The organism is Candidatus Alcyoniella australis (assembly GCA_030765605.1).
Classification (GTDB): Bacteria; Lernaellota; Lernaellaia; order JAVCCG01; family Alcyoniellaceae; genus Alcyoniella; species Alcyoniella australis.
Map to the genome: position 1 here is coordinate 1 of JAVCCG010000129.1, position 24,515 is coordinate 24,515.

Sequence of the window (24,515 nt, forward strand, 5' to 3'; positions counted from 1 at the left end):
ACTAAAACGATTCACCATGCAACCCTTGGCATTCCCTTCGACCCTCGAGTCTTAGACGCGACAAATGGTTTTAAAGAGCCTGGTGCCGCTTATTGACGCTACGGATAGCACGTCTTTTAGCCCAACTTCGCAAATTAATCTCGATCCAATCCTCCCGGCGAGCAGGTGGGTGTGGGACAGGCGCGTCGGCTTGTTCCAAGCCGACGCGCCGCTCTCTCCCCCCGCGCGATCAGGGTATTGTCGAGTGGTTTTGCAGCTTGGAGCTGCACCAAAACTCACAAGCGGACCATGAACGTAGTTCAACGATGATCTCCGCGACGCGGGGTGGATCGTTGGTCAACTACCTGCGTAATCCGCGAGCTTTGCACCGGCTCATAGCCAGCCCTGCTCGCGCCCACCCAATAATGTTATCCAACATTATTACCCCACCATCTTCCGTCGCGGAGAGGATCGTGGAGTTACGACCCTGGTTCGCTCGCGTGTTTGCCGGGGTGCTCGTCGAGATAGCGCAATATCTCCTCGGCCACCAGGCGGTGCCCCTCGCCGGTGAGGTGCACCGGGCTGATCAGCAGGGCGTCCGCCCCTTGCTCGTCCAGGGCTGATTGCAGCGCCGGGTAGGTGTCGACCCAATCCAGGCCCGAGCGTTGATACCACTGCCGTCCCTCTTGATAGAACGAGCGGCGGTCGGACTCGAGCATTGCCACGGGCACATAAAGGTGCGCCACGTCCGCGCGCTGAAACACCGCCTCGATGATCTCCAGCGCGTGACCGCGCTCGCCAAACGGCGTCTTCTCGATCGAGTGCCGGGCGCGGATCAGGGCCAGGCTTAGCAGGTAGTACATCCGGCTGTGGTGCAGCAGGCCTTGGATTTTGTGCACTAGCGGCCCGTTTCGGCGGCGTTCGCTGATCCCCTGCTGCAGCTCGGGCCGCACGTCGAACGGATCGGCGCAGACCAGCACCAGATCGGGCTGATGGGGCAGCACGTCGCGCTCAAGGCGCAGCGCCATCTGGGTCAGGTCGTAGCCCGGGACCGCGGCGTTGAACACCTCGTGCCTGCGGCCGGGAAAGCTTTGGTCCAGGCCCTGGCCGACCAGCGCGGCAAAGGTGCGCCAGGTCTGGACGTTGGCGCCGTAGGCCACCGAGTCGCCGACCACGAACAGCCGGAACACGTCCGCGGGTTTGTGGCGCAGATCCGAGGGCAGGGGAGCCCAACCGGGGGATGCTCCGGGTTCGCACTCCACGCTCCAGCCCAGCTCCGCGTCGTAGCGCAGTTTGCCGCCGGCGTAGCGATAGCCGTCCTCAACGTGTTGGGATTGATCGGCCAGGGTCCCGGCCACGATCAGTCGGCAGACCAATTCGCCCAACGCCAGCAGCGCCAGGACCGCCACAACGGCGAACAGCGCGCGGCGCGCAGCGCTCATCGGACCGAGATCAGCTCGTACTCCCGGCTGCCCAGGCCGATGCGCTCCCCGTGCTTAAGCTGCACGGTCCAGTCGATGCTCGGGTAGATGTCGCGCGCCTTGTCCGCGCCCGGCGCGTGAGCCGATTTCAGCGCGGTATTTTGCAGTCCCGGCGCGGCGTTGAGCAGGTCGATGCAGGCTTGATCCAGGGCCACGGGATCGCGCGAGGCGACAATGCCGATGTCGGCGACGATCGGCGCGTCGGAGTGCGAGTAGCAGTCGCAGGCGGGCGAGACGTCGGTGATGAAGTTGACGAACAGCGCGCGTCCGGCCTTGCTCGAGAGCAGGCCCAGGGCGTGTTCGGCCATCCGCATCTGGCAGTGCTCGGCCCCGGCGTTCATCTTGGTGCGGATCGCGCCTACCGGGCAGACCACGATGCAGCTTCCGCAGCCGCTGCACTTATCCGGGTCGATCGACGCCTTGCCCCCCTCGGGAATTTCGATCGCGTCGAAGTTGCACTGGATCGCGCAGTCGCCGCAGGCGATGCACGTCTCCTGGTCGATGTAGGGGTTGACCGTCGAGTGTTGCAAAAGCTTGCCCGCGCGGTCCGCGCCGCCCATGCCGATGTTCTTGATCGCGCCGCCGAACCCGGTCAGCTCGTGCAGCTTGAAGTGCGCCAGCGAGAGCAGCGCCTGACTGTGGTGCAGGTCCGCGCCGATGCTGACCTGGGCCAGCTGCGGGCAATCCACGCGCACTTTGACGCACGAGGTGCCCTTGAGCCCGTCGGCGATAATCAGCGGCGCGCCGACCGAGGAGTAGCCGAAGCCGTTTTGCAGCGCGGTGTGCAGATGCTTAACAGAATCCGAGCGCGAGCCGCGGTAGAGCGTGTTGGTGTCCATCAGCGCCGGTCGGGCCCCGGCGCGCAGCAGGCGCTGCACGAAGTGGCGCACAAACACCGGCCTGATAAAAGCGGTGCAGCCGGCCTCGCCGAAGTGCAGCTTGATTGCGGTCAGCCGATCTTTGAAGTCGATCTGCTCGAAGCCCGCGGCGTCGAGTAACGCGTCGATGCGCTGAAACAGGTTGCGCTTGTTGTGGGCGCGCAGGTCGATCATGAATACCTTGCTAGGATTACTCATGGCTCTTCCTCCGATGTCGTGATGGGTTGGTCGCGCCAGACCGTGATCGGCAGCTCGCCGGTGGTGTAGATCCGGTCGACCTGTCGCGGCCTGATGCGCGCTGGGTCGATCACGAACGGCGGATGCCGGAATCCGTCGCTGTCCTTGACGATCACGTTGCCGCCTGCCCGGCGGTCTTTAGCGCGGATGAATCCTTGGAACCCGCCCTGGCCGTAGCGCCCGACGATCAGCTGCAGCGAGTCGAAATCGTGGCTCAGCGGATCGAGTAAGCGCGCGGCCATGCGGCTGCGTTGCTCGACGATGCGCCGCATGCGCTCGTAGGGTTGTTCGAGCAGCATCATTCCCCGCGGCCCGTAGACCAACACGGCCACGGACCAGGGGCGCAGGAGGGTCAGGGTGAACTGTAGGCGCTTGGCCTCGTTTTCGGGGTTGGCCCCGCCAACGGGATATTGTCGGCCGGTGTAGAGGATGCACAGCACCGCGTGCTCGTCCGCGTTCACGCGCTCGAGCATCTGCCGGGCCTGATCCTCCAGCGGCTTGGCGCTTTGCGGCAGCGTGGCGTCGGGCGGCGGACGTTGCCACTGCAGCACGATCGGGTGCTCCCGGGCCAACCGGGTCAACCAGTTCCAGGGCAGCACCCGCGGCGCGGACTGTAAAAAACCGAGCACCAGAAACGGCAGCAGCAGCGCAACGCGTCGGCGGTTGTTCTTCAGCGAAGCTATCGCCAGTCCGATCAGCGCCGCGACCGGCGTGGTGATTCCGGCGAGGTAGACGAAGTCCTTGGTGGAGATCGCTGAAAAGAATATCAGCGGCGCGGCGATCCACAGCCCGAGCAGCCAGCGTCCGGCCAGCCTTTTTTTAAAGACCAACACCAGCGAGACCAGGAACAGCACGGTGTTGCTGTAGCCCAGCACGATCCGCGGCCCCTTCTTCAGGTAGTAGTACCACTGGTCGCGGTAGGGGTAGAGCGGCACGGAGATCAGGTCCGAGTTGTGCGTGGAGTTGGTCTGAATGTAGCCCACGATGAAGGGCAGGGCGGCCAGGGTAGGCAGCACCAGGGCCAGGGTCGCTCCCAGGGCGAAGCGCCGCGGCGATCGCTGTTCGTTACGCAGTTGCCAAAGCGCGTGGAGCACGATCAGCGCCAGCGGCGCAACGAGGTAGATCTGCGGGATGCCGCGCTCGGACCACATCGCCGCGGCCATGAGCACACCGGCCAGAACGCAACGCCACAGCCGGGTGAACCCTTCGGAGGTCAGGCAGGCCCAGATCGCCAGGGTCACGCAGGCCGGTGCGAGCAGGAACGTGCCGTAGACGTGACCCAGCAGGCTGACGTCGGCGAACCAGGCGGCTAGGCAGGCGCCGGCAGCTCCGGCCCACGGTCCGCCCAGCCGGGCCGCGAGCAGGTAGATGGATAGAAGGTAGAGCAGCAGCGCGATCACGGCCACCGAGCGCACCACGTTGAGGCTCGAGCCGTAGGCCGAGACCAGCGGCCAGGTCATCCAGAAAATCAGCGGCGGCACGCTGGTGAAGTACTGGTAGCCAAAGGCGCCGTGCAGCCGATCGCCCAGGGGCAGCCGTGGATCGCCGTGCACGAAACGGTACTTCTGGAAGGCCTGGATGTGATCGACGGTGTCGATCTCGAGCACGGCCTGGTCGCTGGCGATCCACTGGCCGTGCAGCGCAGCGCTCAGCGCCATCACCAGCAGCAGTATCGCCAGGGAGAGGTATTTGGGCATCGGACAAGCTTAGCCGCGCCGGACTATGCCGAGCAAGGCCGCGACTTGAGATTGACAAGCGAGTCGCGTGTGGGTTTTATTGCAAGGAACATAAAAAATCGGCAACACGACCAATGGAGAAGCTATGCAAAGCCAAACCATGACACGCTTCATTTTCGAGAACCAACGCCATTTTCCCGAGGCGCGTGGCAAGCTCTCGGGGTTGTTGGCGCAGATCGAGCTGGCATGCAAGATTATCTCGCGCGAGGTCAATAAGGCGGGCCTGGTCGAAGTCCTGGGCCTGACCGGCAGCCGCAACGTCCAGGGCGAACAGGTGCGCAAGCTCGACGTCTACGCCAACGAGGTGATGAAGCACGTGCTGGGCAGCTCGGGTTATCTAAACTCGATGGCCAGCGAGGAAGAAGAGAGCGCGGTCTGCGTGCAGGCCGAACACCTGCGCGGAGACTATGTTGTCTCCTTCGACCCGCTGGACGGCAGCAGCAACATCGACGCCAACGTCTCGATCGGCACGATCTTCTCGATCCACCGCTCGCGCGAAGAGCCGGGGCTCGAGGGCGGTCTGCTCCAGCCGGGGCGCAAACAGGTCGCGGCCGGATACGTGGTCTACGGCTCGTCGACGATCCTGGTCTACACCACCGGCAGCGGCGTGCACGGTTTTACCCTCGACCCGTCGATGGGCGAGTTCCTGCTCTCGCACGAGAACATCACGATTCCCGCCAGCGGCAAGCTCTACTCGGTCAACGAGGGCAACTACCCGTATTGGGACGATGCGACCCGGGAGTACATCGGCTACATCAAACAGATGGACCGCTCTACGGGGCGGCCTTACTCGTTGCGCTATATAGGCAGCCTGGTGGCCGACTTCCACCGTACGCTGCTCTACGGCGGGATCTTTCTCTATCCGCGCGACTCCAAGGATCCGCGCAAGAGCTCGGGCAAGCTGCGGCTGCTGTACGAGGCCTCTCCGCTGGCCTTCATCGTTGAGCAGGCCGGCGGCCGCGCCAGCGACGGGCGGCGCAGTATCCTCGACATCGAACCTCAGTCTCTGCACCAGCGCGTGCCGCTGATTATCGGCAGCGCCAAGGAAGTCGATCTCTATGAAAAGTTCATAAAACAGGGCGTAAAAACAAGTTAATGCAGTGCACGGGGCAACTTGACTTTTTCCGGCCGTTCATTTAGGTATAAGCGGTCTTAAAGGCTCGCAACCTTTACCTAGTCAAGAGACCCAGGAAATTTGATCGAATTGCCCTTTGATCCTGCACGCGACCAAGGAAAGGAATAACTGATGAAGCTGAGGGCGGTGCTTCTGATGTTGGTCATCTTCCTCATCGTAAGCTTCGCCACCGCATCTTTGGCCCAGGAGGGCGACGATGACGGTGACGACGACGACGACGATGACGGTGACGACGACGATGGCGGAGACGACGACGACGACGACGACGAAGGCGACGACGACGACGACGAGGATGAGAACAAGTGGGGCGAAGCGGCCCTAGATCACCCGTTGCACGACGTCTTCACTTATCCCACCGACTACGTGGCTCGTCCGTTGGTCTACAATCGACGGATCTCCGAGTTGGGAGTGGTTTACCACCACTTCTACGCCACGGAATACTGGGACGAGGACGGTAACCTGGTCACCGGCAGCTTCAAGGTCAAGAAACAGACCTGGGAGCTGTACTTCGGTCTGGGCATTACCGACAACCTCACCTTCACGATGCGCTTCCCGTTCAGCTACAAAGAGACGCTGATCAAGCCCGGCAATCAAAATTACCGGCGCTTCAAGAGCAACGTCTACGGCGCCTCGATGGAGGACGCCCTGCGCAATTGGTTGGACCAGGACGACATCTGGAAGTTGTGGGAAGCCACCTTGCCGCAGATGGGCGACGCCAGTTTCGAGATTCGTTACCAGGTCTACCATCGCTACGTCGACGACTGGAACACCTCGCTGGCGATTGACGCCAACTGGAAGTTCCCCACGGGCAACGACAACCCGCGGCGCAACGAGATCGCACGCAACTATCTGACCGCGGGCACAACCGACTTCTACGGCGGCGTGGCCTTCAAGCAGCAGTTGTGGAAATTCTCGGCGATGGCCAAGGCCGGATACCTCTATCGAATGCCCTCGAACACCAAGTACAGCCCGGGCGAGATAGACATGGCCGATCAGGTCCAGGGCTACGGCGAGGTATTCTTCCAGGTGCCCAAGCTGCCGCCCTATCTGGGCAGCTTCGCCGTGGGTTCTGGGGTCAGTGTGATGTCGCGGCTGTTCGACACTACGATCGAGGACAAGGACGACCGTCGATTGACGCTGGACGACAAGGGAACGTTCATCAACGTCCAGCCCAAGCTGCTCTATCAGCGCAGCTCGGGCTACGACGTCTGGATCGGCATGGACGTCCCGTTCGCCGGGCAGAACAGCTTCCTCAAGTACTCGCGGTCTTACTTCCTACCGCCATACGAGGTCGAGACGTATGAGCCAGCCGGTATCACCTACTCGATCGGCATTGCCAAGCGCTGGCAGTAGGGGGTGAATCATGTTGACGCAAGCTAAAAGGATGGAGCGGGTCACCATGAAAGCGATGAGCGCCAAACTGGTTTTGGCCGCTGTCGTGATAACCCTCGTTTTGGCCTCAGTGCCCCAGACGGCCTCGGCGTCCTTCTTCCTCTGGGATGGAGAGATCACGCATAACGAGCTGGACTGGAAGTACTTCGAGACCGAGCACTTCATAATCTACTATTACGACCAGACCGAATATTCGGCGCGGGTGCTCTCCAAGTACATTGAGGACATCCACGACACGATCACGACCTATTTCAACTTCGAGCCCGCGCATAAAACTCGGATCACGATCATCGATACCGAGGACTATTCCAACGGTTTCGCAGCGTACAACTTCGATTGGATCACGCTGTGGACCAACAACCTCTACATCACACTGCGCGGGCGCCAAGACCACATCAAGTCGGTCTTCGCCCACGAGTACGGCCACATTGTCAGCCTCAAGGCCGCGGCGGTATTCCGCGAGAACATGATCGGCCTGGTGGTCGGTGGTACGCGCTCGAGCCAGAAATACAATTTCGACATCGGCGTCGGCTACTTCTGGGGCTCCGAGAACCTGCCGACCTGGATGGTCGAGGGCGTGGCCCAGTATTCCGACCAACTCTACGGCACCGACAACTTCGATACCCATCGTGAGATGTTGCTTCGTATGGCGGTCCTCGAGGATACGATCCTCACAATGGACCAGATGGACATCATCTACGACAAGGACAACTTCATCCAAAGCGAGCTGGTCTACAACCAGGGCTACTCGATGACCAACTACATCGGCGAAACATACGGCATGGATATGAACGCCAAGATGTGGCATCAGGCCGGCCTGGAGTGGCAGAATCTCGCATACGGCACGGTGATCAAGCGCGAGCTGGGCATCAACCGCGACGAGTTGTACAACCGCTGGAAAGAGTGGCTGCTCAACAAGTACACCCGCGAGCTCGAGGGGATCTACGGCAACGAGTACAAGGGCACCGAGATGGAGTTCTGGGACTGGCTGCCGCCCAAGGCCGAGCGCACCGATCAGGATAAGTGGATGGAGGGCATCCACAACCTGCAGGCCAAGTACAGCCCCGACGGCGAGTACCTGGCGTTCGCCTCGTCCGCCGGCTCGGGCAGCTACTACCCGAACCTTTACGTGCGCAAGACCCATCCCGATCTCGAAGAGAAGAACGACGAAAAGCCGGTCTTCGTGGCCAAGCTGCCCGCCGAGGGCTTCGACTGGTCGCCCGACAGCACGAAGATCGTCTACGTCAAGCACGCGGCGGAGCCCTACCGTCACGACTACCGCCAGGAAATCTTTGTCTACGATGTGGAGAAAGAGGTCCATACCCGCGTGACCCACCAGGTCCGTGCGTTCAACCCGGCCTGGTCGCCCACCGAGGACAAGATCGCCTTCACCGTGGCCAACAACGGCCAGCTGAGCCTGGCGATTCTCGATTACCCGAACTACGGCGGCTACTACAAGCTGGTCGAGTTCAACGATATGACCCAGTGCGGATGGCCGACGTTCAGCCCGGACGGAACCAAGATCGCCTTCCTGATGTACCGCCATGGACGGCAGGACATCTGGCTGATCAACTCCGACGGCACCGACCTGCGGCCGCTGACCTACGACCGTTTCGACAACCGCGACGCGTCGTGGATGCCCGACGGCAAGAGCATCGTCTTTTCCTCCGACCGCACGGGCATCTTCAATGTCTACAAGATGGACATCGAAACCCACGAGCTCACGCAGCTGACCAACGTTATCGGTGGCGCGTTCTGGCCGTGGATCAGCCCCAACGGCGAGGGCGAGACCGTAATAAACTACGCCTACTTCACCGCGCACGGCTTCCGGCTGCACGAGATGAAGTTCGACGAGTTCTACGGCAAGAAGGTCGAGGACTACTACTTTGACGTGACTGAAGAGGAAATCGCCGCCAACCTGGCCAGCCTCGACCCAATCCCCGAGATCGTCGGCCACGACTACGCGGTGTGGAACGGTCCGCTGGGCATCTGGCCGATCTGGGCCGAGCATCGTGGACGCTGGGTGATCTACCCCGAGTTCATGTACGAGGATCAGCGCTTCAAAGCCGGGTTCACAACGATCGCCATCGACCAGGCCGAACGTAACCTGGTGGTGGGCGAGATGCTGTTCGGCGAGGAGACCGAGTACCACCTGTGGTACGAGAACTACATGCTGCCGTTCACCACGTTCCTGAGCTTGCACCGGATCTTCCCGATCAACTCCTCGGAGTTCGACGCCCTGCACTTCAAGCTCAAGGCCTCGTTCGACGCGGCCTTCTACCTGATGGGCGCGCGCTATACGTTCAAAGGCAACAACTGGTACTTCTACTACTTCTTCAAAGACATCCGGGTCGAGCAGCCTGGTATGCGCATGCGGCAGTTCACCGGCCGCAGCCTCAACCTGGCCTACTCCAACGACTCGATTATCGACTACCGCCTGGACGGCAGCGCCAACCCGCGCGGAGGCTCGTCGTTCTTCTTTGAGTTCATGTACGCCAACCCCAACATCAAAGAGCCGTTTACCGGTGCTTCGATGGGTTCCGACCTGAGCGCGATCTACGGCGATACCGAGAACTACTACACCAAGTACGATACCGAGACCGACGACTCCCTCTATCCGTTGCCCGACTACGGCTACTGGGGATTCAACGTCAACTATCAGAAGTACTTCCCGATCCCGTTCTGGGGCACCACGCCCCGCAGCAAGTACGACCTGACCGCGGGCAAGGGTTGGGCTTACCAGTGGTACAAGCTGGACCACACCCTGAACTTCAAGTTCATCGGTGGGTTCGTGCATTCGACCGTTCCCGAGGACTTCGGCTGGGGCAACAGCTACGGCCGCGTTCACTGGTACGATCGCTTCGCTGCCGGCGGAATGACCTTCTCCGGCACGCGAGCCTACTCCAACAACGGAACCTTCCTCGGCTATGAGCGCTACACCCTCGAGGGTGAGACCATGGCCGTGGCCGGTCTGGAGTACCGCTTCCCGATCATTCGGGACATCGACACCAAGTTCGGACCGTTCTACTTCGACGCGGTCTACGGCGCGGTGTTCGGCGACGCGGGTAACCTCTGGTCCCATGTGAACAAGCAGAAGGACTTCTACAACCCGGCCAAGATCTTCGACGACAACGGCGACGGCGAGTTCACCCTTGCCGACGACTTGCTCTACGACGTCGGAGGCGAGCTGCGGTTTACGATGTTCCTGTTCAACGGATTTTGGAACAGCTTCATCAAGGTCGCCCACGGCTTCCAGGACGAGGAGCGGGATAAGTTCCCGGTCCGGTGGTACCTGGGTCTTGGCACCGACTTTGATTGATAAACCTGACCACGGTGTGGGAGGTTGAAATGAACTGGCGAACGATCTCGTTCCTCCTGGTTATCACGGCGGCCATGGCTTTGCTCATCGGTTGCATGCCTGACAGCACCGAGATAACGGAGGAGATTCCAACTGAAGGCAACGACACCTTCCATTTTAAGGTCGATGAGATAGCCCTGGCCGAAGAGGTCAACGAGTTCGGTGAAACCACCGGACGCAGGGGCATGCCGATGGACCTTGACCGTGACGGATTAAACGAAACCTTCTATCAGGTTCCGTATCCCAAGGTCGGTGTATTCCCGCTGGGTTTTGACGCCGAAACCGGGGTTTCCAATGCGGTAACCACAGCCGGCATCATGGATGTCGTACCGGGCAAGACCGAGTATTCGATGTCGATCCTGCCGTTGCGAAGCTGGCTCAAGCTCAGCTACGTTGATAGCGTTGACACCAGCCGGAATCCCGATCAGTTGACACTCGTGTCCTGGATCGATCCGGTAAACCAGAAGGAACTCACCGCGCCGATAACCGGACGGGAGGACAATCCGATCTGGGAGGTCTTCGACCTGGGCTCGGTTAAGGTCAACGCTGATCCGGGCGCGGACGACGACGACGATGACGACGATGACGACGACACGCCGCCGGTACTCAAGGGCTGCGAGCTGTATCAGGCCCTGTGCGAGGCAATGGAGCCCTGCGCTTCGGGTGACTTTACTGTAAGCAGTTGCGCTGATTGGTACTCGATCAATTCCAAGAATTCCGAGTACCGCGACCTGTTCAAGTGCATTGACGTGATCGATTACACCTTGTCCTGCGGCGAAGCGCTTGCGTTGCGCGACCAATGCTGGGACGAGAATGTAGTCGATTATTACGGCTGCAAGGCGCAGCATGCCCCCGACATCGAAGACGTCTACTACTCCAAGGGCGGCGCAATCAGCACCTACGGCGAGTCCAGCACACCGGCCCTTGATTCAGACCAACCATTGGGCATCTTCTTCCATTATCGCGACGCTGAAGGCGACATTGTCGGCGGCAAGATTCGCGTGCAGATCAACGGCGGCGACGTCCAGAGCGTGGATATTCCCTCAGCCGACTGGGGTATGACCTCCTGGGACAGCAAGGCCGTGATCGGTGTCAGCGTTAACGGCGACATCGACAGCGGTGAGCACACGATCGAAGCCTGGCTGGTTGACAACTGCGGCAACGCAGGCAACCACATTGTCCGCAACTTCACCGCCAACAGCGGCAACCGAGGGTCGGACACCGACCTGACCGGCAAGCGCCTGACGTTCAGCGCGTTGGAGATTTTCGATCCCGAGGTCAACAACTTCAACAAGGGGAAGGGATTCATCGCACAGGAAGTGTTTGACGATGGATACTTCTACGAGATCGAAGGCTTCGCGATTTCGATCCTCCAGGCCTACATTTGGTTCATCCGCGACAAGGACGACTCCAATCAGCTCGAGTACGACTTTATCGACTCCAAGGTGCTGTACAACACGCACCATGACGGCGGGACCAAGTCCGATGTTCGCGACGACAGCATCGCCTCGGTCTTCCTGTTCGACGAGCCGATGCCGATGGGCATCCTGCTGATCTACGGCGATGCCGGCTGGAACCTGTTCCATCAGGGACCGTACGGCTCGTCCGACGTCAACTTCGTCCGCGGCAACTGGAACGACCACGTGATCGGCGTGCCGACGCAGCCGATCTTCCAGGTCAAGCCTGACTATCAGGGATGTAACACCGACGACGCACTGTGCGGTCACTGGGTGGATCGGGTTGACGACGAGGACATCGAACTGGCCGACAACAAGGGCAATACCTTGAGCCGCGACAAGGCGGTAGAGAGCTGCTCCGAGCATTCGGCCAATCCGTACTGGCAATGTGTTGTGAACTGTTCCAAGAAGGACGAGTTCGGCACAATCGGCTGCGGCGACCTCGAGGATTGCGTTGACGAATGCACCTGGGGTGACACCGCCAATTCAATGTGCGACCTGCAGGACAACATCGTAATGCATCTCAAGCTGCGGGTGCCCAGCCGCTACGCCAACGATCCCAAACATTACGATCGCCTGATGAACGACGACGATATCTACATCGGAGTGTTCGTTCAGGGCGATGGCCCGGTGCCCGGCGCCTACGTCAAATTCGACCCGGCGCGGTCGAACTACAACGTACCGTTGGCATACGGCGACTGGCTGCCCAAGAGCTTGTTCCAGAATACTTCGACCATCGGCGACTGGTGGATGCAGGCCTACCCCGGCATCTTCAAGGTCACCGACACCGGCGGCGTGATCTACGGCAGTGCTTACCTACCGGCCAACGAGACCTATGAGGATCCGTGGTACTTCCTGATCAACTACGGCTTCAACTGGATCGACCCGACCTTCGAGGGCTGGAGCCTGTACACGGTCTCCGGCAAGTACATCCAAGATCCGTACCCCTGGTCCACGGTGATCCCGATCACCTACGGCGATAAACGCGCCATGGGCGGCGACTGGCTGAAGTAGTACGGCGACAATCGACGATTGACAGGGGGAGGGCGCAAGTCCTCCCCCTTTTTCGTATAGACGCGATGGGCTATTCTGGTTTTATAAAAGGGGAGGCGAATGCTGCGCAGATTAGTTCTTCTGAGCTTAATGGTATCAATGCTGTGGACGATCGCCGTGGCGCAAGAGCGCGCGGACTTCCTGCGCTTCGATCCTCAAGGCGTGGTCGACCGCACGGATTTCGAGCTGAGCGTGGTCAGCCGTAGCGCGGACGAGCTGGTTTTACGCTTGAGCGTGCCCGGCGTGTTCTACCAGGATCAACAGGCCCAGGACCGCGAATTCAAGCGGTTGTATCTGCCGGGCGAGGGCATGACCCAACAGGTCGGACTGCCCGAGCTGCCGCTGATCCGCGAGCGGCTGGAGGTGCCCGCGGGCGTGAGCATTGGGGTGCGGCTGATCGAGGCGGACCACGGCGTGATAAGCGGGATCGTGCCCTGGCCGTTTCAGGCGCCGCTGCTCGAGGGGCAACAGGCCGCAAGCTTCGACTTTGACGAGCAGGCCTACGCCGTTGCCGGACTCTATCCCGCGCAGTTGATCGAAGTTTCCGAGGTAGGGCAGATGCGCGGGACCAGCGTGGTCACCATCAGCTTTGCGCCCCTGCGCTACGATGCGGCCAAAGGCGAGCTGCAAACGACCCGTAGCGCGACTTTCGCCCTGACCTTCGAGTACGGACAAGACCCTGGGAACGACGCCGATCCTGCGGCCCAAACGGCAAAGCCTAGCTGTCGGTAAGAATAGGGGGGTAAAGATCGAGAAATCGATCTTTGTGTGTAGGCTCGCCGGGGGGCACCTTGGTCAACGCCAAGCCCCGCGACGCAGCGAGCATCGTTGGTCAACGACTAGTGTAATACGCGAGGCATGCTCCGGCTCAAAGCCGGGCGGGCGCCTCAAAGGTGCCCACCGCTTCCTTTTTTAAATCGGTCGTCCGCCAGCGTGTCGCGCTGGGTGCGTCCTTCGATCCAGCCCGAGCGGGATTGGGGAATCGAGTCGAATCCCGGCACATAGGGCTTGATGTCGAGCAGCGGGGTCTGGTCGAGCACGTCGAGCCCCTCGACCTCGAGCACGTTGCCGCGCACCGCGCACAGCCGCACCGAGCTGATGCCGATCGGGTTGGGCCTGCTCGGCGCGCGCGTGGCGAACAGCCCGTGGGCCTGATCGTCGAGGTAGGGCTTGACGCTCAGCGAACAGGGACCGGCGTCGTGGCACAGGTAGATCAGCCAGATGTGCTCGAAACCATCGAGGTCGGCCAATCCCGCGACGTAGGCCGGATCGAGTTGCACCTCGCCGCGCGTTGCTCCGCCCATGCGCGGTTTGATCGGGGTCCCGGCCTGCACTTTGAACGGACTGCGGATGATGCCGATAGGCTTAAACTCGATGGATTTCATGGATGCGCCCGGGTTGGAGTGTCGATCAGATCTCGATCGGCTCGCACAGGTTGCCGGCCTTGGCCGAGGCCCGTCCGCAGATGTGGCAGACGTATTTGGCCCCCTTGGAGAACTTGGCGACCTTGGCCATCTCGCGCTTGCGCGTAAGCTCGCACAGATGGTTGGCATGGTGGGCGTGCTTGTCGAACAGCTTATGCTCGGGAACTACGCCCTTGGTGCTCTTGGCTTGGGCCATCGGTTCCTCCTCGCTGTTTGATTGATCTATACGGCAGTGTGGCCCGCGATCATTCGGGCTGTCAAACCGTTTATCCTTCGTGGATGAGCTGATCCCGTTTAATTGTCGCTCTGTAACGCATCGCGCTATAATGTCGGAGCCCGCCGCCACACACAGAGAGTCCAATCATGCGTTTTCCAACTCTGATCATCCTCCTGCTGGCGATCGTTGCTTTTCCCGCGAGCGTGCTGGGCTATTCAGCGCCCATCGACCTGCCCGGCGCCCCCAGCGCGGCCGATCCGCACGTGCTGTATCACGAGGGCACGTACTACCTATATCCGACCACGGGTTTCGAGTCCGACCGCCTCGAATGCTGGAGCTCGACCGACCTTGAGCACTGGGACTATCGTGGCGTGATCTGGGGCCCGGTGCCCGCGGGTTGGTGGAACGATGGCAAGATATGGGCCCCGCATGTGGAGCGCGACCCGCTCAGCGGCCGCTTCTACCTTTACTACACGGCCAACGAGAAGATCGGCATGGCGGTCTCGGACTCGCCGATAGGGCCGTTCTTTGACGTGTTCGACCATCCGTTTATCGGCGACGGCTACGGCGGATGCGAATTCAACGCCATTGACGCCTTTATCTGGCGCGAGCCGGACGGCAGGCTGTTCATCTACTACGTGGGGTACGAGCCCTGGGCCACGATCCGCGTCTCGTCGATGCCCGACTACGAACACGTGGACCCGTGGTGGATCGTGCTCACACGGCCGCTGCCGCTGTCGTGGGAGGGGTTCATCAACGAAGGCCCCTGGATGTTCAAGCGCGGCAACACCTACTACCTGATGTACTCGGGCAACGGCGGAAATCTGCCGTGGTACGCCATCGGCTTTGCCGTGGGTTCCGACCCGCTGGGCCCTTTTAAGAAGTACGTTTACAATCCGATTCTATCGACCGACGTGGACCGCAATTTTTTTGCCCCAGGTCACCACAGCCTGGCGCGCACACCCGAAGACCCCAACCAATACCTGATCTTCTACCACACGAAAGACAGCCCGCTTCCCGGCTGGGAGCGCAGCGTGCGCATCGACCGCCTGCAGTTCTCCCACGGCATACCCTACGTGGATCCCGACGATGACGACGACGATCCCGCACCCGAACCCCCGCCAGTGGACGACGATTCGGATGATGATGATGATCTGGAGTGGTGCGGGAACTAGAAGTTGCTAATTTGCTTATAGTATTCAGGTAGATGCAAACGAAGACGGTTTAAAAAACTCCAACATTGCGCTGCCGCCTTTCTCCGTGGGTATTTTAGGTTGTACTGCTCATAGGTTTTATTATATTCGGAGCAGAGTATTTTAACGAGATCATCATCCGAACGTTGTTTTTGCTGGTTATTACCCGGGAATATTGATTTTATTGGCCAGAGACATAGTTGAGCGAATAGAAAAGCTTCATCGTTCGCATTTATCACATCTTTTGGGCTCCGTTCGAAATTTGGTATTTCAAGAAGGTCTTTATGTAGAAGTAAATGTGCAACTTCAACTGCTAGATAGAACCATTTTGACTCAGGTTTGATTTTTTCATGATTGCTGATCCATATTCGTATAAACTCTGTTCCTTCTTCGTCCAGTTCGACGAGGTCGATAATACTTCTGAATCTTTTAGCGTAGTCTGGTGTCTCGATGTATTTTATTTGTAGCCAACCCTTTGCACCTCGTATAAATGGAACTTCCTGGAAGAAAAGGCCATCATTTCGTATCCCGCCATGGTTTATACCCAGGGCCTCTTGGGCGATCACGTTCAGATGAACCGGAAGCAAAGTATTTCGGAGGAAGAATTCATTCAATGTTTGTGACTGGGGCCTTGCGTTGTAAATTCTTCGATACATACTAGTCTCTAGTCTATACATCGTCCTTGTTATCCTCTTTCTTTTTAGTGCTCCTTACTTTTTTCAAGACGTTCTTTTTATTCTCTTTCATTTCTGTATATAAAAATTGAATCATTTCATCATCTACATCCCCATCCCCGTATACATTTAAAAAGTTTTTGCTATTGTCAAATAATGTATAAGTATTACGAACATCTTTTTTGGAACTAGTTTTTCTATAAAAAATATCAATAATAAGGCCACCAATTGCCACAATAAATAATCCTACTGTTGCTATTGCGGCGATGGCTTGCCAGTCCTGCACAAGATCTCCTAAATTGTTATACGAAGAAATCGGAAATAAATAAAAATATTGACATCCAACTAATATATAGAATTATTTGCACCCTTTTTTCTTTTTTATTGTAGTCATTTTGTCTTTTTTGACAATCATGTTTGCTAATTGTTCATTGCCTTGTTCTAGCTGCTCTAATAGAAAAGCTGCTGCTTGAGAATCAAATGATTCCATTCCCAATGCAGCGGATTTCTTTTTTGTTAGTTCAGTGATTGGGCTAAGCTTTTTTGCCATAATAGTGATAAATAATATAAGTATGCCAAAAAGTCAAGGATATTTATAATCTCAGTTTTCTTTTTGATAAATAATGTCAGAAATTGTATTTAGCCCGTAGGACCAGCATGTCGTTCTTGTCGAACTCGCCGAAGCGTGTGTCTTCCTCGCCGCCCATGATGTATGCCGAGAGTTGCAGGGCGAAGTCGTCGGTGAACAGGTAGTCCACGCCGGGGTGCAGCAGCCAATCGCCGTGGGCGAAGTTGTAAAACCCGGAAACGCTGAACGCCAGCATATCCTCTAAAAACGCCTGTTCTACGTTGAGGATCGTGCCGGACTCCATTTCGGCGTCGAACAATCTGGGTTCGTAATCGAGGATCTGCAAGTGGAAATACTGGGCCACCACGCGGCCGCTCTCCCACATGTAGTCGGCGGCCACAATGCCGTCCACCGTGGCCTTGCGCGTGCGGTAGTCCTTGCCCACGAAGTTCAGAAAAGCCCAGGCTGTTTCGTAATTAAGATCGGCATTGTCTACGTCCACCGGAAGCTCGTAGAGGTACCACTTGGGCGTGGTGAAAGAGCCCTCGAAGCGCAGGCCCACGCCGCCGACTCCGGTTGAGACCGACAGTCCGTAGACGTTGACCCGCTGGTACACGCGCTGGAGTTGCAGGAAGTCGCCGGAGAGCAGCTTCGAGGCGTAGGTGTCGATGCGGTAGGTGGGGAAGTCGTCGAACCCGTCAAAGGCCACGGCGTAGATGTCCCAGCCGCGCAGGCTCAGGCCTAGGCGCGCGGCGACCTCGGAGTTATTCAGCGTGGGCTCGGGCCGTTTCTCGGGCAGCTCCTCAATGTAGAAGTCGAAGTCCGTGGCCAGCGTGTTGATGATGCGCAGTTGGTGAGGGACCCAGATGCTCTGATCGGGGTCCGAGGGGATGCGGTCGGGCTCGAACAGCGGAATCCAGACCACCTCGAGCCGCGCGGGCCCGAGGAACAAATCGCCCTCAAGCATCCAGACGCCGATCTTGCGTTCGGACTTGTCGTAGGTGAAGAACGAACTCAGATCGTCGGGATTGACCACGTCGATCGGGTTGTACTCGTAGGCGTCGCCCCATTGATAGATGCGGCGTCCGGCGGCCACGGCAAAGTACTTACTGAGGTACATGCCGTAGGCCTCGCGCAGCCGGACATCGGTCTGCTCGCCCTGCTGGGCGTCGATCGGCTGATCCAGCACGTCGTAGCGCAGATCCACGTCGGCGAACATCCGCGCTTTACCACCAGAGCCGCGGGCGTTGAGGCTCAGGTCGAGCCAGGCCAGGGCCGAGTGCATGGCGGCCTGCTTGGCCCGCCCCAGTTTTTGCGCCAGCAGGCGGCCGTCGGCCAGCAGGAAGCCGTAGAGCTGCACGTCGGCGGCCAGCGCCGCAACGGGGAGCAGCAGACAAACGATCAGCACCAGTGCAATCGAACGCCGCATCTAATCAATCCTTTACGTTCGGCGCGGGCCGGAATCGAATCAGGGGTTTTCGAGCTGCTGCAAAGTGAACAGCTCGGGTTTGAGCCCCTGGTTGTGCTTGATCTCGAGGATCGTCAAGGTGGTGTTCGAGCCCTGCTGCACGTTCTCGATCTTGAGCACCATCACGGTCCAGAAGCCGTTGATCTGCTCGATGCGCTGGGCAGTGCCCTCTTTAATAAGCTGGCCGTTGGCATCGTACATCTTGAGGCGCAGCGGCACGTATTGGTCTTTCCAAACCCAGGTCTCGATCCTGCTGTACTCGATCTCTTTATCTTTGGGCACCGAGCTTAAGATCCAGCAATCCTTGCCGTCGATTACGGCCGAGCCCTTGAGCTCGTGGGTCTGGTCGGCGGCGTCGTGGTCGGACATGTCGTAGTAGCTCAGGTCCGAGTTCATGAACGAGTCGTTCTGGTTGGACGATTCGATGCGCACGGTCTTTTTCTGGCGCGCCATGTACATCCAGCGGTCGTCGTCGCCGTCCTTGTGCTGCAACGAGAGGAAGCCGTAGTTTTTGTACTTGGCAGGCTCGACAAAGCGCATCAGCTGCATGTTGCCCGCATCGTCGTAGAGCTTGTTTATCTGCAGCGTGCGCTCTTTGGTCTTGCCGTTGCTGGTGACGATCGTCATTTTCATCGTCTCGACCTTGTCCAGACCCTCGTCGCGCTCCATGGTTTTCTTGGCGACTTCGTCCGCGCTGAGATCCGCGGCCATTGCGGCCACGGCGAGTCCCAGTATCAGGGCGAAGATTGACGCAAAAGCTATCTTTCTCACTTGGTGGTACTCCCTGTGTGAGGTTGTTTCTTAACGAAGCGCGGCACAAACAGGCCGAACAGCGCCGGGTAGCAGATCAGCGTTGTGCTCGCGGCAACCAACATGCTCAGGGCGGTGAGGATGCCCATGCGCATCATCGGGTTGAACTGGCTGAAGATCAACACCAGCCAGCCCAGGATCAGCGATACTGCGTTGATCGCAATCGCCGCTCCCGCGGTCTGGGCGGTGAGCTGCATCGCCTCGACCGGCGAATGGCCTGCGGCGACCTCGAGCCGGAAGCGGTTGAGGTAGTGGATCGCGTAGTCCACGCCCATGCCTATCGCTCCCACCGAGACCAACGCGGTGCCGATCTCGAGCGGAATGCGATGTATCGGCAGGCCGTGGGTGTAGAGCATCGCGGTCAGCCCCATCAGCGCGAAGTTCATGCCGATCGTCACTACCACCGGCACAATGGCGTACAGTCCGCCCAGTGCCGAGCGGAAGATGATCATGCACAGAATGAACACCACCACCAGGCAGACGACCAGCGAGGTGATCTGGCCGGTGACGATCATCCGGTCGGCCTCGGCCTGCAAAAAGTGCGGGCCGGAGATGATCAGCGAGCCGTGGCGGCCCGAGTCGGTGATGTTCGGGTTGTAGATGTTGTGGATTTTGTCCCACAACCCGGGCTCGGGCGGGCCTGGCCTGGCCCAGTCCAGCTCGCCCTGGATCTCGCGGTCGTAGTAGTCGAACAGCGCGTCGCGCAGCGACCAGAACTTGCGCGTGCTGCCTTCCTTGAACTGCATCGCCACGCGGATCGCCGCGTAATCCTCTACGTCCAGGGTGCCTTCGAGTTGCTCGTCGCCAATGGTGAAGTAGTAGTCGAGCACCTGGTCTTCGGTCTCGGGAACCCGGTAGAACTGCGGGTCCCCGCCGTTGGTCACCTGGTGGAAGCGTTTGAGGTAGGACAGCGCGCTGATCGACTTGCCCGGCTCGGGATAGGTCTGCGGGTCCTGCTCGTGCAAGGCAGTGACATAATCGATCATCCCCTGCACCGCGGCCAGGCTCTGCGGATCGCTGAAGGCGTCGGGCTCGGCCTCGAACACCAGGTCGATGACCGAGGTGCCGCCGAACGAGGCGTTCAGTCGTTGGTCGGACTGGATGATCTCGCTGCTGCTTTTAAAGAAGGTGACGAAGTTGCTGTCGCTGTAGATGCCCCTCATCAGGAAGATCGTCACCGGCAGCCCCGCGACCATGGCGATCAGCACGGCTTTGCGGTGGTTGTAGAAGAACATGCTGAAGCTCGCCACGTTGCGCCCCAGCCAGCCACCGTCTTTGCCGCCCAGCCGCCGGGCCTTGACCGGCAACAGCACCAGCAGCGCAGGGATCGTGGCGATCGAGACGATCAGCGCCACGGCCACGCCCAGCGAGAGCATCAGGCCGAAGTCGCGGATCAGCACCACCTTGCTCGTGGCGTTGGCTAAAAAGCCGACCACGGTGGTCACGCCGGTCATTACCACCGCCAGGCCGACCTCCTGGAGGGTCTTGGCCACCGCCTCGTTCTGCGGTACGCCCTCGGCCACCAGCTCGTATATGTAGTGGATCATGTGGATCGTATAGGCCGTGCCGATCGCCATCAGTACAACGGGGATCGAGCTGGTGATCATCGTCATCGGCTTGCCCACCAGCGCCATGAACCCTACGGTCCAGATCACGGAGATGATGACCGTCAGCATCGGCAGGGCCACTCCGCCCAGGCGGCGGAACGAGACCAGCAGCGTCGCCAAAATCACCAGCAGCACCAGCGGAATCATCGTGCGCAGGTCGCGCTGCATGTACTCGCCGAGCATGATCGTGATCACCGGCGATCCGGCGACCTCGACCTCGATCCCCTCGGGGACTTCCTGCTGCACTATCGCCCGCGCCTGTCTGTAGATCTCCTCTTTTTGCTCGATCTCCATGCCCGCGGGCAGCTTGATCATGATTCCGGTCGAGAGCTTGTCGTAGCTGGCCATGGTGCCGGCGAAGGTCTCCCAATCGAACAGGTCGAGCTCGAGCTGTTTGACGATCTGTAGCTGCTCCTGTTCGTCCGCGGGCCACGAGGGGAGCAGGTCGCTGACCGAGACCACCACCTCCTCGGAGCCGTCCTCGAGCAGCTCGGTGCTGCCGCGTACGGTTTTAACCGTGGGGATCGCCAGTACGTCTTCCATCAACACGCTGCGCGCGCAGATGTCGTCCTCGATTTGGGCTTCGGTGCAGCCTGCGCAGTTGCGCTCGATCAGCTTGGGAACGAACTGCCTCTGGGCGCTGAAGCACAGGCCTTCGCCGCGATTCTCGACGCTGCACTGGGTGGGCTCGTTGACCAGCAGTGTCCGCAGGTCGTCGTGATCGGCCAGCCGCATGCAGCTTTGGTTGTCCCAAGCCGATTGGTCGCACTCGGGTAGGGAACTGCGCAGATCTGCCAGGTCGGAGCGGCTATCGGGCCAGATGAACCAACCGGGGCGGTGGCTGTCGAACTCGTCGCCGATGCGGTCGACGAAACGCAGTTGCTCGAGCTTTTCACAGATGCGGTCCAGCGCCTCGATCACCCGCGGCTGAAAGATCGTCTGGTCTTGGCCCTCGGGCGTGTAGAGGCCGAAGATCATGATCGTGTCCGAGCCGAACTGTTTGGTCAGCACGCTGTAATACGACTTGGCCGGATTATCGCTGGGTAAGAATTCCTTGATCTCGTTGCTGATCCTGATTTTCGGGATCTGCAAGGCGAAAAAGATCGTGACGATCAAAGTGGCGACCAGTATCAACTTCGGATTGTTCAGGACGAACTTGCTCCAAAGGCGCATTATTTGTTGTTCCTTCCATTGTCGATGGCTTGCAGTTCGCGTTCCATTCCCTGCGCGATCGCCTCGAGATGTTCCAGAAGTTGTCCGAGCTGTGCGGGGTTAAGGTGTTTGATCACCTGCTCGGTAAATTTCCGCCGGTAGGCCGTGATTTCGCGAAACAGGCGCTTACCGGCCCGCGATAGCTGTACGCGCACCACGCGCCGATCCTCGGGATCGGGACGGCGCTCGACGAACCCGCGCTCGATCAGCCGGTCGATGATCCCGGTCAGGGTGCTCGGAGCCAGGCGCAGACCGTCGGCCAAACAGCTCATGGTTTGCATCCCCTGTTCGCCCAGCGCGCTGAGGGTGATCACCTGCTGCGAGGGCATGCGCGAGATCCTGCCGTGCAGCACCTGCGCCTCAAGGTAGCGGTCGATCATCCGCTGCAGCAGATCTTGGATTTTCCGAATCTCCGGGTCGTCCATGTTATTTCGATCTCTGAATATTTCAAGATTCGAAGCTTATGACGCAGCATGTTAATGATTCACATCATACGCGTCAACTTAAATAATCGTGCAAACTACGCCGGTAAACGGGTTGCGGCCTCGGCGGCCGCATTGACTAGATAACAACGGCCGCGGGCCTTTTGAGAGCCGGATGATAAAAACCGTTAAGAAACCTCGGTTTTGCCTGCAAGATGGCTTGACATCACGTGGCTTGGCATGGAGAATTTCACCGCCCGCGACCCTACGGGGAACGCATCATACGTACCGGTCTTCGTACGTCGAGAGGAGCTTTTCGTGCGACATCTGAGTTTGATCATCGCGGCCTTCGCGGCCTTGGTATTACTCTACGCATCGCCCGCGTTGGCTGGTCCGACGCTTGATCTCGATGCCACCCTCGATGCGATTGACGCGGATCGTGTAAACGGCGAGCTGAGCTACGAACAGGCCCTGGTGGCCAAGGTTCATGCCCTCAGTGGCGGAGGCCAGGATTCGCAGTACGCCCAGCCCGGCGTCGGCGGAGCGTCGCTGTCCCAGCCGCAGTGCGGCACGCCGGTGATCCTCGAGGTCCTGGCGGCCTACGATTCGCTCTCGGACTGGGCGCGCGACGAGATCGACGCTGTCCTGCTGGTCGGCGGTGACCAAAGTTTTACTCCTCCGACCCTGCCGGACAAGGCGCGCATTCCGCGCCCGGGTCACGACACGCCGTTCTCCGAGCAGTCCGAGCATTTCAACATCAAGTGGGGCACGCTCAATCCGCCGACTACCCTCCAGGTGGAGTTGATGATCGAAGCCCTGGAGCAGTCGTGGGACACTGAGGTGGTGGCGATGGGCTACCCGGCCCCGAGCAGCTCCGGCTCGTATCTGGTCGACATCTACGTCGGCAACTCCGGCGATGTGGGCGAGAACGTGCCGGACATCGGCTTTGCCGGCGCCTATACATCGATCTACATGCAGGACAACTACAATCTCGAGACCCCTGAGATGTCGTACATCGTGATGCACCCCGACATTCTCGAATACGAGCCGGCGATCCAGGAGATCTCGGCCCACGAGTTCTTCCACGTGCTGCAGTTCGCCATCTGGCTGATCAACTACCCCCACGGATACTTCGATTCGGAGAGCAACTGGTGGTGGGAGGCCACGGCGGTCTGGATGGAGGACCAGGTTTACGACGACGTCAACCAGTACATCTACTTCCTCAACTACTACATGGAGAACCCGCACCAGTCGCTGCACCAGTTCTCCTCGGGCGCACCGCACCAATATGGAATGTGCATCTGGGCGCGCTACCTGGACCAGTACTACGATGGCGAGCAGACGATCTACGACCTGTGGATCGACCCCCATCCCGCGGGGATCCTGGTCGCCACCGACGAGTACGCGACCGACTTCAACGATACCGACCTCGAGACAGTGTTCAGCGATTTTGTGGCCAAGGTGGCCATGGACGACCTTGAGGAATCCCAGATGTGGGACGAGGTGGAGATCACCCAAACCGTTTCCGATTATCCCTACGTGCAGCAGGACGACGAGGTCGCCAAGACCGAACGTCCGCGGATTATCGGCGCCAACTTCTATCGCCTGCGTCCCGGATCGGCCGAGGGGACGCTGCTCATCGAGTTCAACGGCCAGAACACCTATGAGGACAACGACATCGACTGGCTGGTGACCGTGGTCGCAGTGGGCGGCGGCAAAGCCGACTACGAGGTGCTGCAACTCCTGACCGACGACGAGGGCGAAGAGGGCTCGATCGAGATCAACGGGTTTGGCAACGACTACGACGAGGTCTGGCTGATTCCCACGCCGTTCCCGAGCAAGATCAGAGCCGTGGACAAGTTCGGCACCTCCCGCAGCTTCAAATATTCCTGGGCCGCCGACATCACCCAGTCCAGCGGCGACGACGATGACGACGACGCGGGCGATGACGATGACGACTCCAGCGCAGGGTGCTGCGGGTAGGGTAGCCGCGGAGAGAATTGGTTGCTGTAGAATCAGCGCAGTACGATTATCATTGAACAACGATCAAGCCGCGTCGCGGAGAGGGTCTCGTGGTCCGCTCGCGTGTTTTGCAGCGTATACATGAAAGAGGGCTGTCCTCGAGGTCTGTTTGATAAAACAGCCTCAAACGTTAAACGTGCTCATACGACACAAACTTTGAGGAGGACAGCCCAATGCAACTTTACATCGGCC

The 24,515-nt window shown here is 59.4% G+C and carries 19 protein-coding genes; 7 read left to right on the top strand and 12 right to left on the bottom strand.

Translation table 11 applies throughout. The annotated features are described in order from the left end of the window. Positions 1–458 precede the first annotated feature (458 nt). Genes P9M14_15840 through P9M14_15850 form a run of 3 tightly spaced genes read right to left on the bottom strand, consistent with a single transcriptional unit; the run spans position 459 to position 4,272 of the window. Entirely contained in the window at positions 459–1,421 is a 963-nt protein-coding gene (locus P9M14_15840; GenBank protein ID MDP8257217.1) for a GDSL-type esterase/lipase family protein, read from the bottom strand. Further along, positions 1,418–2,536 carry a DUF362 domain-containing protein gene (locus P9M14_15845; protein ID MDP8257218.1) on the bottom strand — a complete coding sequence of 373 codons (1,119 nt, stop codon included), beginning with the start codon at positions 2,534–2,536 and terminating at the stop codon, positions 1,418–1,420. Before P9M14_15845 ends, P9M14_15840 begins: the two co-directional genes overlap by 4 nt. After that, positions 2,533–4,272 carry a glycosyltransferase family 39 protein gene (locus P9M14_15850; protein ID MDP8257219.1) on the bottom strand — a complete coding sequence of 580 codons (1,740 nt, stop codon included), beginning with the start codon at positions 4,270–4,272 and terminating at the stop codon, positions 2,533–2,535. Before P9M14_15850 ends, P9M14_15845 begins: the two co-directional genes overlap by 4 nt. Before the next feature lie 124 nt (positions 4,273–4,396). Between P9M14_15850 and fbp the strand changes: the two genes are divergently transcribed. From fbp to P9M14_15875, 5 genes are all read left to right on the top strand, one after another. Beyond that, a complete protein-coding gene (fbp, locus tag P9M14_15855; GenBank protein ID MDP8257220.1) occupies positions 4,397–5,407 on the top strand; it encodes a class 1 fructose-bisphosphatase in 1,011 nt (336 codons plus the stop codon). A 150-nt stretch (positions 5,408–5,557) separates the two neighbouring features. Continuing rightward, entirely contained in the window at positions 5,558–6,799 is a 1,242-nt protein-coding gene (locus P9M14_15860; GenBank protein MDP8257221.1) for a hypothetical protein, read from the top strand. A 46-nt stretch (positions 6,800–6,845) separates the two neighbouring features. Beyond that, the gene (locus P9M14_15865; GenBank protein ID MDP8257222.1) at positions 6,846–10,157 is read left to right on the top strand and encodes a DPP IV N-terminal domain-containing protein; all 3,312 of its coding nucleotides are present in this window, start codon (positions 6,846–6,848) and stop codon (positions 10,155–10,157) included. 29 nt (positions 10,158–10,186) lie between these two features. After that, complete coding sequence (locus P9M14_15870) at positions 10,187–12,667, top strand: hypothetical protein (protein MDP8257223.1); 2,481 nt, start codon at positions 10,187–10,189, stop codon at positions 12,665–12,667. Between the two features lie 129 nt (positions 12,668–12,796). Next, positions 12,797–13,438, top strand: coding sequence for a C25 family peptidase propeptide domain-containing protein (locus P9M14_15875; GenBank protein MDP8257224.1), 642 nt, complete (start codon positions 12,797–12,799; stop codon positions 13,436–13,438). A 155-nt stretch (positions 13,439–13,593) separates the two neighbouring features. On the opposite strand, the gene tsaA is transcribed toward P9M14_15875, so the two are convergent. Next, the gene (tsaA, locus tag P9M14_15880) at positions 13,594–14,091 is read right to left on the bottom strand and encodes a tRNA (N6-threonylcarbamoyladenosine(37)-N6)-methyltransferase TrmO (protein ID MDP8257225.1); all 498 of its coding nucleotides are present in this window, start codon (positions 14,089–14,091) and stop codon (positions 13,594–13,596) included. 25 nt (positions 14,092–14,116) lie between these two features. After that, on the bottom strand, positions 14,117–14,326 hold the full coding sequence (locus tag P9M14_15885; GenBank protein MDP8257226.1) for a hypothetical protein: 210 nt from the start codon (positions 14,324–14,326) through the stop codon (positions 14,117–14,119). Between the two features lie 167 nt (positions 14,327–14,493). Here P9M14_15885 and P9M14_15890 point away from each other — a divergent pair, with 167 nt between their 5' ends. Next, a complete protein-coding gene (locus P9M14_15890; GenBank protein ID MDP8257227.1) occupies positions 14,494–15,522 on the top strand; it encodes a family 43 glycosylhydrolase in 1,029 nt (342 codons plus the stop codon). Here P9M14_15890 and P9M14_15895 read toward each other — a convergent pair. The 7 genes from P9M14_15895 to P9M14_15925 all read right to left on the bottom strand — a co-directional run bounded on the left by P9M14_15895 (position 15,519) and on the right by P9M14_15925 (position 22,304). Continuing rightward, entirely contained in the window at positions 15,519–16,196 is a 678-nt protein-coding gene (locus P9M14_15895; protein ID MDP8257228.1) for a hypothetical protein, read from the bottom strand. The genes P9M14_15890 and P9M14_15895 overlap by 4 nt on opposite strands. Before the next feature lie 13 nt (positions 16,197–16,209). Next, positions 16,210–16,500, bottom strand: coding sequence for a hypothetical protein (locus tag P9M14_15900; protein ID MDP8257229.1), 291 nt, complete (start codon positions 16,498–16,500; stop codon positions 16,210–16,212). Between the two features lie 72 nt (positions 16,501–16,572). Then, a complete protein-coding gene (locus tag P9M14_15905; protein MDP8257230.1) occupies positions 16,573–16,764 on the bottom strand; it encodes a hypothetical protein in 192 nt (63 codons plus the stop codon). Positions 16,765–16,840: 76 nt separating this feature from the next. After that, on the bottom strand, positions 16,841–18,211 hold the full coding sequence (locus tag P9M14_15910; protein MDP8257231.1) for a hypothetical protein: 1,371 nt from the start codon (positions 18,209–18,211) through the stop codon (positions 16,841–16,843). A gap of 39 nt (positions 18,212–18,250) precedes the next feature. Further along, positions 18,251–19,021, bottom strand: a complete 771-nt coding sequence (locus P9M14_15915; GenBank protein MDP8257232.1) for an outer membrane lipoprotein-sorting protein — start codon at positions 19,019–19,021, stop codon at positions 18,251–18,253. After that, positions 19,018–21,840, bottom strand: coding sequence for an MMPL family transporter (locus tag P9M14_15920; GenBank protein MDP8257233.1), 2,823 nt, complete (start codon positions 21,838–21,840; stop codon positions 19,018–19,020). Before P9M14_15920 ends, P9M14_15915 begins: the two co-directional genes overlap by 4 nt. After that, entirely contained in the window at positions 21,840–22,304 is a 465-nt protein-coding gene (locus tag P9M14_15925) for a MarR family transcriptional regulator (GenBank protein MDP8257234.1), read from the bottom strand. The genes P9M14_15920 and P9M14_15925 overlap by 1 nt, the downstream gene beginning before the upstream one ends. Before the next feature lie 315 nt (positions 22,305–22,619). Between P9M14_15925 and P9M14_15930 the strand changes: the two genes are divergently transcribed. Continuing rightward, the gene (locus P9M14_15930; GenBank protein MDP8257235.1) at positions 22,620–24,284 is read left to right on the top strand and encodes a DUF6055 domain-containing protein; all 1,665 of its coding nucleotides are present in this window, start codon (positions 22,620–22,622) and stop codon (positions 24,282–24,284) included. Positions 24,285–24,515 lie beyond the last annotated feature (231 nt).

What these genes read in the sequence shown, in the direction of transcription:
- P9M14_15885 (MDP8257226.1), bottom strand. Translation starts at nt 14,326, where the DNA reads ATGGCCCAAGCCAAGAGCACCAAGGGCGTAGTTCCCGAGCATAAGCTG.
- P9M14_15865 (MDP8257222.1), top strand. Translation starts at nt 6,846, where the DNA reads ATGAAAGCGATGAGCGCCAAACTGGTTTTGGCCGCTGTCGTGATAACC.
- P9M14_15890 (MDP8257227.1), top strand. Translation starts at nt 14,494, where the DNA reads ATGCGTTTTCCAACTCTGATCATCCTCCTGCTGGCGATCGTTGCTTTT.
- tsaA (MDP8257225.1), bottom strand. Translation starts at nt 14,091, where the DNA reads ATGAAATCCATCGAGTTTAAGCCTATCGGCATCATCCGCAGTCCGTTC.
- P9M14_15845 (MDP8257218.1), bottom strand. Translation starts at nt 2,536, where the DNA reads ATGAGTAATCCTAGCAAGGTATTCATGATCGACCTGCGCGCCCACAAC.
- P9M14_15860 (MDP8257221.1), top strand. Translation starts at nt 5,558, where the DNA reads ATGAAGCTGAGGGCGGTGCTTCTGATGTTGGTCATCTTCCTCATCGTA.
- P9M14_15840 (MDP8257217.1), bottom strand. Translation starts at nt 1,421, where the DNA reads ATGAGCGCTGCGCGCCGCGCGCTGTTCGCCGTTGTGGCGGTCCTGGCG.
- P9M14_15870 (MDP8257223.1), top strand. Translation starts at nt 10,187, where the DNA reads ATGAACTGGCGAACGATCTCGTTCCTCCTGGTTATCACGGCGGCCATG.
- P9M14_15925 (MDP8257234.1), bottom strand. Translation starts at nt 22,304, where the DNA reads ATGGACGACCCGGAGATTCGGAAAATCCAAGATCTGCTGCAGCGGATG.
- P9M14_15920 (MDP8257233.1), bottom strand. Translation starts at nt 21,840, where the DNA reads ATGCGCCTTTGGAGCAAGTTCGTCCTGAACAATCCGAAGTTGATACTG.
- P9M14_15895 (MDP8257228.1), bottom strand. Translation starts at nt 16,196, where the DNA reads ATGTATCGAAGAATTTACAACGCAAGGCCCCAGTCACAAACATTGAAT.
- P9M14_15905 (MDP8257230.1), bottom strand. Translation starts at nt 16,764, where the DNA reads ATGGCAAAAAAGCTTAGCCCAATCACTGAACTAACAAAAAAGAAATCC.
- P9M14_15910 (MDP8257231.1), bottom strand. Translation starts at nt 18,211, where the DNA reads ATGCGGCGTTCGATTGCACTGGTGCTGATCGTTTGTCTGCTGCTCCCC.
- fbp (MDP8257220.1), top strand. Translation starts at nt 4,397, where the DNA reads ATGCAAAGCCAAACCATGACACGCTTCATTTTCGAGAACCAACGCCAT.
- P9M14_15850 (MDP8257219.1), bottom strand. Translation starts at nt 4,272, where the DNA reads ATGCCCAAATACCTCTCCCTGGCGATACTGCTGCTGGTGATGGCGCTG.
- P9M14_15875 (MDP8257224.1), top strand. Translation starts at nt 12,797, where the DNA reads ATGGTATCAATGCTGTGGACGATCGCCGTGGCGCAAGAGCGCGCGGAC.